Origin of the sequence: Microbulbifer rhizosphaerae, from assembly GCF_014191725.1 — a bacterium.
GTDB classification, from domain to species: domain Bacteria; phylum Pseudomonadota; class Gammaproteobacteria; order Pseudomonadales; family Cellvibrionaceae; genus Microbulbifer; species Microbulbifer rhizosphaerae.
Genome location: NZ_JACHWZ010000002.1, coordinates 84,388 through 98,166 on the forward strand (window position 1 = coordinate 84,388; position 13,779 = coordinate 98,166).

11 protein-coding genes and 1 tRNA gene are annotated in these 13,779 nt (G+C 61.3%); 1 reads left to right on the forward strand and 11 read right to left on the reverse strand.

The features are described from left to right. Nucleotides 1-25: 25 nt before the first annotated feature. The 10 genes from FHS09_RS02150 to rlmE all read right to left on the reverse strand — a co-directional run bounded on the left by FHS09_RS02150 (nucleotide 26) and on the right by rlmE (nucleotide 12,937). A complete protein-coding gene (locus FHS09_RS02150) occupies nucleotides 26-3,217 on the reverse strand; it encodes a tetratricopeptide repeat protein (RefSeq protein WP_343057380.1) in 3,192 nt (1,063 codons plus the stop codon). After that, nucleotides 3,214-5,133: a tetratricopeptide repeat protein gene (locus tag FHS09_RS02155; RefSeq protein ID WP_343057381.1), complete on the reverse strand. Its 1,920-nt coding sequence runs from the start codon at nucleotides 5,131-5,133 to the stop codon at nucleotides 3,214-3,216. The genes FHS09_RS02150 and FHS09_RS02155 overlap by 4 nt, the downstream gene beginning before the upstream one ends. A gap of 102 nt (nucleotides 5,134-5,235) precedes the next feature. After that, nucleotides 5,236-5,745, reverse strand: coding sequence for a hypothetical protein (locus tag FHS09_RS02160; RefSeq protein ID WP_183456255.1), 510 nt, complete (start codon nucleotides 5,743-5,745; stop codon nucleotides 5,236-5,238). Nucleotides 5,746-6,236: 491 nt separating this feature from the next. Then, nucleotides 6,237-6,322, reverse strand: a tRNA-Leu gene (locus FHS09_RS02165). A 10-nt stretch (nucleotides 6,323-6,332) separates the two neighbouring features. Further along, nucleotides 6,333-6,761, reverse strand: a complete 429-nt coding sequence (gene secG, locus FHS09_RS02170; RefSeq protein ID WP_183456257.1) for a preprotein translocase subunit SecG — start codon at nucleotides 6,759-6,761, stop codon at nucleotides 6,333-6,335. Between the two features lie 68 nt (nucleotides 6,762-6,829). After that, nucleotides 6,830-7,558: a triose-phosphate isomerase gene (gene tpiA, locus FHS09_RS02175; protein ID WP_183456259.1), complete on the reverse strand. Its 729-nt coding sequence runs from the start codon at nucleotides 7,556-7,558 to the stop codon at nucleotides 6,830-6,832. Nucleotides 7,559-7,666: 108 nt separating this feature from the next. Next, a complete protein-coding gene (gene glmM / locus FHS09_RS02180; RefSeq protein WP_183456261.1) occupies nucleotides 7,667-9,010 on the reverse strand; it encodes a phosphoglucosamine mutase in 1,344 nt (447 codons plus the stop codon). Between the two features lie 196 nt (nucleotides 9,011-9,206). Further along, the gene (gene folP / locus FHS09_RS02185) at nucleotides 9,207-10,052 is read right to left on the reverse strand and encodes a dihydropteroate synthase (protein WP_183456263.1); all 846 of its coding nucleotides are present in this window, start codon (nucleotides 10,050-10,052) and stop codon (nucleotides 9,207-9,209) included. A gap of 83 nt (nucleotides 10,053-10,135) precedes the next feature. Continuing rightward, nucleotides 10,136-12,046 (reverse strand): ATP-dependent zinc metalloprotease FtsH, encoded by a 1,911-nt coding sequence (ftsH, locus tag FHS09_RS02190; protein ID WP_183456265.1) that lies wholly within the window; start codon nucleotides 12,044-12,046, stop codon nucleotides 10,136-10,138. A gap of 270 nt (nucleotides 12,047-12,316) precedes the next feature. Further along, nucleotides 12,317-12,937, reverse strand: a complete 621-nt coding sequence (gene rlmE / locus FHS09_RS02195; protein WP_183456266.1) for a 23S rRNA (uridine(2552)-2'-O)-methyltransferase RlmE — start codon at nucleotides 12,935-12,937, stop codon at nucleotides 12,317-12,319. 35 nt (nucleotides 12,938-12,972) lie between these two features. On the opposite strand from rlmE, the gene FHS09_RS02200 reads away from it, so the two are divergent. Beyond that, nucleotides 12,973-13,275, forward strand: a complete 303-nt coding sequence (locus FHS09_RS02200) for a YhbY family RNA-binding protein (protein ID WP_183456269.1) — start codon at nucleotides 12,973-12,975, stop codon at nucleotides 13,273-13,275. A 114-nt stretch (nucleotides 13,276-13,389) separates the two neighbouring features. Here FHS09_RS02200 and FHS09_RS02205 read toward each other — a convergent pair whose 3' ends face one another. Continuing rightward, nucleotides 13,390-13,776: a hypothetical protein gene (locus tag FHS09_RS02205; RefSeq protein WP_183456271.1), complete on the reverse strand. Its 387-nt coding sequence runs from the start codon at nucleotides 13,774-13,776 to the stop codon at nucleotides 13,390-13,392. Nucleotides 13,777-13,779 lie beyond the last annotated feature (3 nt).

Here is a 13,779-nt window from a genome sequence, read left to right on the forward strand (position 1 = left end):
GCGGCCGCTCCTACAAGACGGTTTGTCAGGAGCCCTTGGGTTCTTCCGGCTCAGGAACTTCAGGCACAGGCACTATGGTCTGCAAAAACTGGCCAGCATCCTCGGCCCTGGCGTAGCGCGCCGGCACCAGGCCGGCCAGCTTGCCGATGCTCTTTTCCACCCAGGCATTGTAGATACCCATACCCAACAGCTCGACATTTTTCTCGTGCACCGAGATGGCTTTCTCCTCGAACGGGTAGATCTGGTCTTCCAGCGCCAGCTCGTACTCCTCCAGCTCCAGCGGGCTGAGATTTGTGGGCCGCTCGGAGTCTTTCAGCGCGCGGCTGAAATGGAAGTAGATCTCCGCCAGGTAATAGGTGGCGGCCGCAGTGACATCGGCCACCTGGTAATCGATCAGGTCGGTATAGGCGCTGATAGCGCGCTTCATACGTATGCGCTTTGTGTTCAGGTTCTGTTCGATCGGTGCGACCAAACGCACCTGGGTAAAGGCCTCGTATTCGGGTTCCGCCAGTACCAGCGCGGCGTTGCCGGCCAGGTAGCGGGTGCGGTCATTGCGCTCCTCGCCACCGCGGCCCTCGATGCGCACCATTTCCCGCAGCTCGCCCATATAGCTCTGCTGATCGCCGGCGGCTTTATACAGGCCGGCAATTTTCTGCCGGGTCTCCAGTGCCGGCTCCATAGGCGCGGGGAAAAGTTTTACATAGCGGCGCAGCACGCGCAGGGCCTTTTCGCTGTCTTTGGCCGCGCTGTACAGGTCCGCCGCCTGGGTAAGCGCTTCGCGGCGCACATCTTCGTCTTCCGACTCCCGCTCGATACGCTCGAATTCAGCTGCGGCCAACAGTAGCTCTCCGCTCTCCTGGTAAACCACGGCAAGTTTTTTGGTGACTTCCCTGGTCAACTCGTGCTCGGGGAAATGCTGGCGGAAACCATTGAGTACCGACGCCGCCTGGGTCCAGTCCTTCAGAACAATCAGCGATGCCGCCGCGTCGTATTCCGCAGTAGCCAGCACCGAGGCGCCTGGCGCCGCCTGTCGGATGCGCAGGAAGTGCTGCGCGGCCAGGGCGTGATCTTCCTGTTTGCGCGCCTGGTCGCCCTGCTGGTAAATGGATGCCGCCAAGTTGTCGATCAGGCCTGCGCGGTCCTCGGCGTCCACTGCAGTGAGAACCAGTGCCTCGCCGTAGGCGGCTTCCGCCTCCACAAAAGCTTCGGTATCGAAAGAGGCGTGGGCCACCAGCATCCAGGCAGAACGGCGGATTTCCGTTTCTGCGGTGGGGAATTTCTCCAGCAACAGACGACCGTTCTGGATGGTCTGCGGGAAATCCTTGAGGCTGTAGAGATCTTCCACCGCGCCCACCATCACCTGCGGCGCCTTGGCGTGCTGCGGGAAGGTGTCGGCGAATTTCAGTGACGAGCGAATAATTTCACGCTGGAAGGGCGCGCGCTTCGGCACGCCCGCGTCCTTGAGTGCGGTGCCCAGGTGTTCCCGGTAGGCGTAGACCGCGGCGTAGCCGGCCTCGCTGGAATCCTTGTGCGCCGGGTAATCGTAGGCGGTGCGCTCGTATTCCAGGGCGGCGTTGTGGAAGTCGCGGTTTTCCAGCATCAGACCGGCCATCTGGTAATTGATTTCCGGCGCACGCGGTTTGTCGCTGAACGACTGCAGGTAGGCACGGTACCAGTGAATGGCTTCCTTGTAGTGCTCCGCTTTCTGGTCCTTGAGGCGCTTATCCTGGTAGGCGGCATGGTAGTGGCCGGCCAGGTCGATCAGGTTACCCTGCAGGAATTCCACCGCTTCGCTGTATTCCGCAATATCGAATACGGTCCAGTACTGAGCGTTCAGCGCGTAAGTGGTAGCGAAGTCTTTTTTCGCATCCAGTACCAGCTTGGGGAAGCCGCCCTTCTGGTAAATTTCGATCACGCGGATGGAGAAATCCGGTGCGACCTTGTGCAGCGGGTTGCGGTCCACGAAGGCGTTGTAGGATTCGGCCGCGTCCTGGTAGCGGCGCTTGTCCAGGTAATACTCACCCAGGTGACTGTAGACATAGGATTCGTAGTCCCGCGCGCCCTTGCGCGAGAAGTAGTCCACGATGGAATCCGCCCCGCCCAAGTAAGAGAAACTCAGGCTGATTACGCGGAAGGTGTCTTCGATATGCTTGCGCTCGACATCGTTGGTCTGCTGTTCGAAGTCGTAGCCTTGGGACACTTTGTGGTCGAGCATGGCGACGTAGTCGTCGAGTGCCAGCTCGTACATGTCCTGCTTGAACAGGGACCAGCCGCGCTTGTACAGCGCAAGCTCGTAGAAACTTGAGGCGACGCCGATTCCGATCACCTTGCCGTAGGATTCCTCGGCGTCCAGATATTTCTTGCGGATAAAGTAATATTCGCCCAGGCGGAAATAGGCCTCGTCGATATGCCGGGAGTTGGGGTATTTGGCCACCATCTGGTGCAACACGTCCACCGCGTTGTCTATTTCCCCGGTCTCTTCGTAGGCGCGGGACAACTGGTACATCACCTGGTCGTTGCGGTCGTATAACGGGTACTTCGCCAGCAGGTCTTTGTACAGCGCGATCGCCTCGCGCGCATTGGCAGAAAGGACCGAATCGGAATCGCCACCGGGCACGGCCAGCGGGCTGTCATCGGCAGCGATATCCACACCGGCGCTGGCGCGCTCTTCGAATGCGCGGTCGGACTCACCCCCGCGGCTGGCAATGCTGCCGGAGGCGGCGGGTGGGGCTGTACCTACCGGGGCGTCGATACGGCTGGGGGCGTCGAGACGTTGGTCGTTGCTGTCCGCCGCCTCGGCATCAATGGAAACCACCGCACCGCTGCTGTTTGCCGCGGTGACGGCATTGTCGATCACCGCATCTTCCGCGCGGTGGGCCTGCTTGATTTTCAGGTCGGCGATACGCCGCATGGCCTCCGGCGTCAACGCGGTTTCCGGAGTTTCCTGCAGATATTTCTGGTAGCTGGCCAAAGCTTTTTCCAAGCTGCCGTCGATATGCTGTTCCTTGATTTCGATATCGACTTTCTTGAGGCTGGCGATGGTCTTGCCGCTGTTAGTCGCGCAGGCGTTCAGCAGCACAGTCACCGATACCAGAGTGACGTACTGTAGGAGCGGCCGCTGGCCGCGATAGGTTTTTGCCAGCCGGAAAGAGTGTTCGCGGCCAGCGGCGGATGGCCGCCCCGCCGCTCCTACAGAGAGGGACAATGGCAGTTTCACGCGTCGTCCCCCTCTTCGGTGGACGCTTCCAGTTCCGGCGGGTTGTCCTGCGGTAGGGCTTCCGGCTGGGAGCTGCGGTGCTGTTCGATCTTCCTTTGGTCGAGGCGCTGTTCCTGCAATTCGTTGGCGCGGTCGTAGCTGTCCGCCAGGGCGAAGCGGGCTTTGATCTGGTAGCTCTCCAGTTGCGCGCGGCGGCGGTCCAGTTCGTTGACGGCGAGGGCTTCCAGCATGGTGCCCTGGCGCGCCATCAGGATTTCCAGCTTCGTCTGTGCCATTTTCAGGCGGCTGCGCAGCTGTGCGATGGTGTCGTTATAGCCCGTATAGCTGTGGGTCGCCGCCTGGCGGCTGCGCACAAAGGAGTGATACACCACCTGCAGTTTTTTAATTTCTTCATTGAGTTGCTGCAGGTGCTTGTAGGCTTCCGTAAGACGCTGGTCGTACTCGGTGGACAAGCGCCACTCGAGAACACCTTCCAGGCGCGCGATACGCGCCTCAGCTTCCTCGCTGTAGTGCCGGGGACCGCGGGCGAGTATTTCGCGCATACGCGCGAGCTTCAGGCGCGCCTCCTGCTCATCGGCGAATGCGAGATATTCCGGGCGGCGGCTGACCAGCATCTGTTCGATGCGGCTGGCAAACTTATCCCGCTGTTCAATGCGCAGCTTGATGCGCGCATCCAGCTCGCGGAACTTGTCGTCGATACCCGGTAGCAGCGGCTCGTAGTAGGAGCGACGCAGCTCGATAATATCCTCGTAAGCGGTCAGGCTGCCGAGCCAGCTCTCGTTGCGCTCGAACAGGTCGTTGAGATCGTGGTAATTGCGCAGGAATTCCTGGTAGTCGTTGGACGCCATCAGATCCAGCAGGTAATGGGTTTCCGGTGCACCGGGCAGATTGCGCAGGGCCACTACCCAGTTCTGCACCTGGTCCGCCTCCTTGCGGCGCAGCGCCTCAAGGAATTTGCCCTCGCGAATACTGATGATGGAGTTGCTCAACACATCGATTTCATGGCTGAAGGTTTCCAGCGCGCGTCCGTAGTTGATTGCCGCTGTACTGTGCACGTCCAGCTTGCCGTAGGCATAGGGCACGGCGAGCAGCGCCTCCTGCACAGCTTCATTGGTAGCCTGGCGATCCTGCAGCAACTTCCACGGCACCAGTGCGCGATCAAAACGGCCGGCCCGGGCCTCGACCCAGCCGGCCCCCAGCAGCGCCTTATTGGAAAAAGGCCCCTCCAGGTGCACCCGGTCGAAATAGGGCCTGGCCAGTTCCAGCTCGCCCGTCTCCATCAGGTGATAACCGAGCAGCAGGTTGGTCTTGTCCGACAGTGCCTGCCTGGCCGGATCGGAGCTGCCGGTCTTGCCCAGCGCGGTGAGTTCAAGGACACCCCGCTCCTCCTGGCCCGCTTTCATCTGCGCGATGCCCAGGTTGTACTCCACGAAGCCTGCCAGGGAGGACTCGCCCTTCAGGTCCTTCAATAGCTCCACGGCTTCCTCGAAACGGCCCAGCTCCATATACACCCGCGCGCGCAGGAAGCGCTCTTCCGCACGCACGCGCTCGGGAACCCGCCCCTCGATCATCTCCAGGGCGTGCAGGGCATTTTGCGGCTGCTGTTTGTGGTACTGGATTTTCGCCAGCCGATAGGCCGCTTCGTTGCGCACCGGCTGGGGCACATTGCCCTTCAGCACCGCTTCGATTGCGCGGCCGGCCTCGCGGTGCATGCGGTAGGAGAGTTCCAGGTCACCGACGGAGAACTCCGCCTGACCGTAGTGGGTGGTAAAAGGGTCCAGTTCCGGCTCATCCAGCCGGCGGTACTGGTTCAGCTCGGTGTCCAGGGAGACAATGGCATCGAAGTAATTTTCCTGATAGGCCTGGAATAGCGCCTGCCCGAAAAACAGATCCCGGAGGTTTTCCTTCTCGCGCACAGGAGCGGCTGCTGCGGAGGATATCCCCAACGCAAAGGAAAACGTGCACAGCGAAGACAGCGCGACGCCGAGCGGAGTCGAAACCAGACGCGGCAGCATTGTTTACCAGTCCTTGAAATTGATCGCGGACTCGGCCCCGGCAATTTTGATTTCGACAAATTTGGGCCCCACTTCCTTGTCTACAGTGTAATTAGCACTGGCCCGATACTCCTTCCCTGACGCCGACTTGCCGATAAAGCTCACCTCCAGTGGGTGGTTGCCGGTCTGTACATTGCCGGTGTAAATACGCTGTACACCGCCTTTCTGCAACGCTTCGATTTCCCGAAAGGTATACAGGTGGTGGGCGACAATTTCGTTGTTCAATTTGAGTTCCACAGCTTCCAGGCTGAAAGCATTATCACCCGCCAGGGAGACAAAGAAGGAAGCCTGGGTATTGGAGGGGAAGAGCAATTTCTCTTCCAACTGCGCCAGCTCCGCAGTGAGGTCGATCACATCTTTTTTGACGTCCTGAATCTGTTCATCGAGCCCGCGGATCTCGTCGCGGCTCACACTCTGGGCGAAACAGACAGACGCCAGCAGCATCAGTATTGTTATTTGTAGAATTCTACACATATTGCCTACCTCTGACCCTACCTCTAACAATGAACGCCCTTGCCCCAATAGCCGCTTCGGGGTGTATAAAAAAGGCTTTTGATCCACATCGCTGCCTGCGGGATTGTATTGCAATCGGGGCACAGCCAAATGTGAGGCAGGTCAAATCTTACGCGATCCAGCGCGCTGAATTGTTCCCCGCCCGAGAAAAAAAACTTGTCGCGGGATTTTATTCAGCCGTGTTAGCTGCAGCAGCATGGCATCTGCTGCAACCTTAAAAGGTGATGGTGTGCGCAATTGGAGGGAACAAACTTCCAAAGATGTGAAGCTGTTTAGGATAGCGAAAGAAGAAAATCCCACTTTGCGGGGACGGAATGCGCTACCGGCTCAGTCTTCCACTGATAAGACAGAGTCGTCGCTGCGCAGAGCGCAGCCAACGACCCAAAGGCAAATTTGTGCTCTGTTGTAGCCCAGCACAAAAAAAGCCGGCTCTCAGAGCCGGCTTTTCAAGATGGTGCCCAGGGCGGGACTTGAACCCGCACGAGCTATGCTCACTACCCCCTCAAGATAGCGTGTCTACCAATTCCACCACCTGGGCAAAAAAACTGTTACTGCTGCTCGTCGGCCTCGGGGGCCTCCTCTTCAGCGGCCGGAGCCTCCTCGGCACTCGGCACTTCATCCGCCGGCTGGGCGTCCAACTGGGGGATATCAGCACCGGCCTCCGGCGTGGTCACTTCCGGCACGTCGCCGGGCTGCTCCACCACCGCGGGAATCTCCGGCAGGCCTTCCTCGATATTGGCGTCCGCGCTCTGCCGCGCCAGTATAGCGAGACCGAAGCTGGTCACAAAGAATACGGTGGCCATAACGGCAGTCAGGCGGGAAAAGAAGTTGCCACTACCCGCGCTGCCGAATACCGTGCCCGAGGCTCCTCCTCCGAAGGAGGCTCCCACTTCCGCGCCCTTGCCCTGCTGCAGCAGAATCAGACCGACAATGCTGAGCGCGGTCAGGACGTGTACGACTAAAACCAATTTTTCCATTGACAGGAAACCTGTTTTCCCCGGGTTCTATCAACCCTGTTGTTCAAAATTCTGTTTCCGCTGCGGCCTCATTGTGCGGCGCGGCAGATCTTTGAGAATTCTTCCGCATCCAGTGAGGCTCCCCCCACCAGTGCGCCGTCGATATCCGCCTGGGCAAAAAGCGCTGCGGCATTGCCGCTCTTGACGCTGCCGCCATAGAGTATTTGCACTTTGGCCCCGGCCTCGCCCAGACGGTTGCGAATAAACCGGTGGACTTCCTGCGCCTGTTCCGGAGTGGCTGTCATTCCGGTACCTATGGCCCAGACCGGCTCGTAGGCGACCACGGCATTTTCCCAGCAGTCGCCGCCGTTGATCGAGACAACCGCCTGCAGCTGCGCATCGATCACATCCAGCGTGCGCTCCTGCTCCCGCTCTTCCTGGGACTCGCCCACACAGAGAATCGGAATCAGGCCCGCGGACCGGGCGGCGCTGAACTTGCGCGCCACCAGCTCACTGCTCTCTCCGTAGAGGGAGCGTCGCTCCGAGTGTCCCACGATAACATAGCGGACACCCCAATCCTCCAGCATGGACGCGGAGACCTCCCCGGTGAAGGCGCCGCTGGGCTGCTCACTGAGGTTTTGCGCTCCTGTTGCGACCCGCTCTCCCGCCTTCTCCGCCAGCAGCGACAGGTAGGGGAAAGGAGGACAGATAGCCACCTGGGCACCGACCCCTTCCAGGTCGAGGCCCTTGAAAAACTGCTCGGCGAACTCGCGGCTGCCGTTCATTTTCCAGTTGGCTGCTACCAGCGGCGTACGCATAAGTGCTCCTTCCAAGGGGCGCAAATCTTAGCGGCATTGGCGGGGGATGTAAATGATGAATGCGCGGTATAACTCAGTTCTGCAAGAAGACGAATTCGCACTCATCATTCATTTACCACCTGCCCGCTCCACCACCGTGGCGATCTGCGCGGCCAGTTGCTCCACCTGAGCGGCGTCCTCCCCCTCCACCATGACGCGAATCAGGGGTTCGGTACCGGAGGGGCGCAGCAGTACGCGACCACGGCTCGCCAGTTCCCCTTCCACAGAGGCAACGGCAGCGGTCACATCCGGGTGTTCGAGCACACCGTCGCGGCTCGCCAAGCGTACATTGATCATGTGCTGGGGCAGCATTTTCATGCGCCCCTTGAGCTGGTGCAAGGGTTCATCAAAATCGCGTATCGCGCGCAATACCTGTAGCGCGGAAACGATGCCGTCACCGGTAGTGGTGGCGTCGGCGCAGATAATGTGTCCGGAAGATTCGCCGCCCAGGGCCCAGCCGTTGGCGCGCATCCTCTCCAGCACATAGCGGTCACCCACTTTCGCGCGGGCGAAAGGGATCTGCCGCTCCCTGAGCGCCAGTTCGAATCCGTAATTGCTCATTTGGGTACCCACCACACCGTTGCAGCCGCCCAGGAATTGCTGGCGGTGCATGGCAATGGTGAACAACAACTGGTCGCCGTCCACCAGTTCGCCGTTCCTGTCCACAAACAGTACCCGGTCGCCGTCGCCATCGAAGGCGATACCCAGGTCGGCGCCCTGTTCCAGCACCGCCTTCTGCAGCTGCTGCGGTTTGGTGGAACCGCAATCCAGGTTGATGTTGACCCCGTCCGGGCTGACACCGATGGAGGAAACCTCGGCCCCCAACTCGCGGAACACCTTGGGGGCGATATGATAGGTGGCGCCGTTGCCGCAATCCAGGACCAGACTGATCCCCTCCAGGGAGAAGCCCCAGGGAGTGGAGGCCTTGCAGAATTCGATGTAGCGGCCGACGGCATCGTCGATCCGCCAGGCTTTGCCCAGGTCCGCGGAGGTGGTCATCGGGAGTTCCAGCGCCGCCTCGATATCCTGCTCTACACTGTCCGGCAGCTTGCCGCCCTCGGCGCTGAAGAACTTGATACCATTGTCCTGGTAGGGGTTGTGGGAGGCGGAGATCACGATGCCTGCCTGGGCATGGAAAGTACGGGTCAGGTAGGCGATGGCGGGGGTGGGCATGGGGCCCAGCAGTCCCACGTCGACGCCGGCACTAATCAGGCCCGCCTCCAGCGCGGCCTCGAACATATAGCCGGACACGCGGGTATCCTTGCCGATCAGGATGCGCGAGCGGCCACCGCCCTTCTGCACCCCCAGGACCTTGCCGGCGGCGTAGCCGAGGCGCAGCATAAATTCCGGAGTGATGACTCCCTCACCCACTTTGCCGCGGATGCCGTCGGTGCCAAAATATCGTCTCGTCATCAATTACTTCTCTTCCGTCTTCTTTATTCCCTACAGCGGGCCATGGCCCGCCCCTCTCCCCCAACCCCTCTCCCGCAAGCGGGAGAGGGGAGCAGGATATGCCACGGTGAGCTGGAGTCCCGAGTCCCGAGTCCCGAGTCCCGAGTCCCGAGTCCCGAGTCCCGAGTCCCGAGTCCCGAGTCCCGAGTCCCGAAGATTATTGCGGGTTATCTACCAGCCGCTGCATCCGCAACACATCCACCGTGGCCGCCACATCGTGCACTCTCAGTATCCGCGCGCCGCGCTGGGCGGCGAGCATAGCCAGGGCCAGGCTGCCGGGGAGGCGCTGATCCACCTCCCGGTCCAGCAGGCGGCCGATCATCGACTTGCGCGACAACCCCACCAGCAACGGGATATCCGATGGCGCCAGTTCGGACAGGTTCCGCAACAGGACCAGATTGTGTTCATCGGTCTTGCCGAAGCCGAAACCGGGGTCAAATATCAGCCGCTGCCTGGCAATGCCCGCCGCCTCGCAGGCTCTCTGGCGTTCGCGCAGGTAAGCGGCCACTTCCGCCACCACATCACTGTAGTGCGGATCTCTCTGCATACTGCCCGGCTGGCCGCGCATATGCATCAGGCACACCGGCAATCCGGTGGCCGCCGCCGCCTCCAGGGCGTCGGGGCGCTCCAGGGCGCGCACGTCGTTGATCAGTCCGGCCCCGACCGCCGCGGATTCGCGGATTACCTCGGGGGAGCTGGTATCCACGGAGATCACAACATCCAACTCGGCGCCGATGGCCTCCACCACCGGCACTACCCGCTCCAGTTCCTCCGCTTCGCTGACTGGCGCGGCGCCGGGGCGGGTGGACTCGCCACCCACGTCGACGATCGCCGCGCCCTCGCGCACCATCTGCTCCGCGCGCCTGAGCGCCAGATCCGTATCCAGGGCGCCGCCGGCATAGTAGGTGCCGCCATCGGAGAATGAATCGGGGGTGGTGTTGAGAATACCCATGACGACATGGCGGGTGAGGTCCAGGGTGTGTTTGCCGCAAGTTATTTTCATAAGCAGATACAAAAAACGGAACGCTGAATGCGGAGTGGATTATCCCATTCCGCATTCAGCATTCCGCATTCATCATTTATTGGTCAGTGTCCGGAGAGGGGACCACCCACCGGGTTGCCCTTGTCGTCGGCGGCGGGACTCTTGTCTGTGTCCTCCGCCGGGCCGCTGCCACCGCCGAGGTTGTTGTCGTGCCAATCCCTCGGCGGGCGCACCTTGCGCCGCGCCATCAGGTCGCTCACCTGCTCGGCGTCGAGGGTCTCATATTCCATCAGCGCATCTTTCATCGCCTCGAGGATATCCCGGTTCTCTTCCAGAAGCTGGCTCGCCCGCTCGTAGCAACTGTCGATAATGCGGCGTACCTCGGCCTCGATCTCATAGGTGGTCTTGCCGGATACAGGGTTGCCGGCGCCGGGCTGGCCCCTCTCGTCCTCGCCGTAGTGCAGCGGGCCGAGCTTCTCCGAAAGGCCCCACTTGGTGACCATATTGCGCGCCAGTTCGGTAGCCCGCTCGATATCATTGGAGGCGCCGGTGGTCACACCGTCCACCCCCAGGGTCATCTCCTCGGCGATGCGCCCGCCGAACAGGGAGCACAGCTGGGATTCGATGGCGCGCTTGGAAATGCTGTACTTGTCCTCCTCGGGCAGGAACTGGGTGACGCCCAGGGCCCGGCCGCGGGGGATGATGGTGACCTTGTGCACCGGGTCGTGCTCCGGTACCAGCCGGCCGATAATCGCGTGACCGGCCTCGTGGTAGGCGGTGTTGGTCTTTTCCTTCTCGCTCATCACCATGGATTTGCGCTCAGCGCCCATCATGATCTTGTCGCGGGCGCGCTCGAACTCGTCCATGGTCACAGTGCGACGGTTGGCCCGCGCGGCAAACAGCGCGGCCTCGTTCACCAGGTTGGCCAGGTCGGCACCGGAGAAGCCGGGAGTGCCGCGGGCGATGGTCTGCGCGGACACCTTGTCGTCCACCGGTACCTTGCGCATATGCACCTTGAGGATCTGCTCCCGGCCGCGGATATCCGGCAGACCGACGAATACCTGGCGGTCGAAGCGGCCCGGGCGCAGCAGCGCGTGGTCGAGAACATCCGGGCGGTTGGTAGCGGCGATGACGATTACGCCCTCGTTGCCTTCGAAGCCGTCCATTTCCACCAGCAGTTGGTTCAGGGTCTGTTCCCGCTCGTCGTGCCCGCCGCCCACGCCGGCACCCCGGTGGCGGCCCACGGCGTCGATCTCGTCGATAAAGATGATGCAGGGAGCTTGCTTCTTGGCCTGCTCGAACATATCCCGAACCCGCGAGGCGCCCACACCCACGAACATCTCCACGAAGTCGGAGCCGGAGATAGAGAAGAAAGGTACCTTGGCTTCGCCGGCGATGGCTTTGGCGAGCAGCGTCTTGCCGGTCCCGGGAGGGCCCGCCATCAGCACACCTCGGGGGATATTGCCGCCCAAGCGCTGGAACTTGGACGGGTCGCGCAGGAATTCAACCAGTTCCTGCACATCCTCTTTGGCTTCGTCCACGCCCGCCACATCGGCGAAAGTGGTCTTGATCTGGTCTTCGCCCAGCAGGCGCGCCTTGCTTTTGCCGAACGCCATGGGCCCGGAACGGCCGCCGGCGCCCCCTTGCATCTGACGCATAAAGAACATGAAGACGGCGATAATGATCAGGATCGGAAAGCTGGCCACCAGCAGCTGCTGCCAGATGCTGGGAGACTCCGGCTCGCGGCCCACGAACTGCACATTGCTGCGCACCAGTTCGTTGGTGAGTTCGTCGTCGATAATCTGCGGCTGGATGGTCTTGAAGCGGTTGCCATCGGCCTTTTCGCCGGTAATCACCAGGCCGTCCACCACCACGCTCTTGACCTGTCCGGCCTGCACATCCTGCACAAAGTCGGAATAGCTGAGGGACTCATCCCGCGACTGCGGCTTGAAGTTCTGGAAGACCATCAGCAGCACCGCCGCGATAATCAACCACAGTACGAGATTCTTTGCCATATCGTTCAAAAGGATCGCCCTCTTGCCTTCGTTTATCCAGCTCTCTGGCCGCCGCCGGTGGCGGCCTGCGGGACCCGCGGGAGCAAAGGTCCACCAACGCCGGTTCAATTGCATTCACACCATTATAGGCATGCGACTCTGTATCTCCGCGCCCGCCCCTGGCGAGAGGGTTCGCGAAGCCCTTATACCATATCGGGGGCTGAGGTCAGAAATAACCGAAAGTCTCGTCTGTCGACACTACCCAAACAACGCCTAAGTCCGACAGGACTACTAGCCTTTGAAACCCCGCGCCACTACATAGACCTCCCGTGAGCGAGGCCTGGAGGCGCCAGGCTTGCGGGTCACCACACTGGCGTAGCTGGCGCGCAGATCGCGAATCAACTGGTCGAAGCCCTCGCCCTGAAACACTTTGGCGACAAAGCCGCCACCGGGCTTCAGCACCTGCCGGGCCATATCCACGGCCAGTTCCACCAGGTACATGGACGCGGGCTGGTCCACGTCCCGCACTCCACTCATATTGGGGGCCATATCGGAAATCACAAGGTCCGCCCGGTCCCCGCCCAGCCGCTCCAGCAGCTGGTTCAGCACCGATTCCTCGGTAAAGTCGCCCTGCACGAACTCCACCCCGGCGATCGGGTCCATCGGGAGGATATCCGAAGCCAGCACCCGCCCCTTGTGACCCACCAGCTCCGCCGCCACCTGGGACCAGCCCCCCGGCGCCGCCCCCAGATCCACCACCATCATACCCGGCTTGATCAGTCGGTCTTTCTGCTGCAGTTCCAGCAGTTTATAGCTGGCACGGGAGCGGTAGCCCTCCTTCTGTGACTGCTTGACGTACTGGTCATTGAAATGCTCGCGCAGCCAGCGGTGGCTGCTCTTGGATCGGCCCATTACAATACAACGCTTAAATAAGGATGGAGTATTGTATGCCTTTAACCGCCGACCGCAAAAAAGCCCTACGCACCCTGGGCCACAACCTCAAACCCGTGGTCACCGTTGCCGGCAAGGGGCTGACCGAAGGCGTACTGGAGGAGCTGAACCGGGCGCTGGAGGACCATGAGCTGATCAAGGTGAAACTGGCGGTGACCGACCGGGAGCTGCGCCATCGGGTGATCGGCGAACTGTGTGAGAAGAGCGGCGCCGAGCTGGTGCAGGAGATCGGCAAGATAGCGCTGATCTACCGTGCCGCGGAGAAACCTGACGCCAGGCTTTCCAATCTGTTGCGGTGACCCTCCTTATCCTATGTAGGAGCGGCCGTTGGCCGCGATCAGCCTGCGCTACGTAAGCAAGACCGATCGCGGCCAACGGCCGCTCCTACAATGGATAGGGTGGCGGGTAAGCCTCTAACCGCCGGCGGGCACGCACTTCGCCTGCAGAAGCTCCCAGCGCTCACCGTCGGACTCCCGCTCCAGCCAGCAGCGCTCGCCGCTGAGCAGCAATCGGAACTTCTTTGGTCGGTCCATATCGCGCCCTTGAAGGGGACGCTGCTGCAGGTTCTGCGGTGGATTACGCTCAATGATCAGGGTGCTCTCGCGGGTGAATGCATCCTCTGCCAGGGTCACCGGAGCGCCATGCAGCGCCTCACTGACCAGACGCTGAAGTTCGGCACGGCTTTCGAGCGTAGCCCCGGCGATCAAAGCCGGCTTCTCCCCACCCCGGGCCGGCTGCGAATTGCAGGCGACAAGCAGGGCCAGAGCGGCCATGGACAAGGTCATATTTATCGCTTTCATACC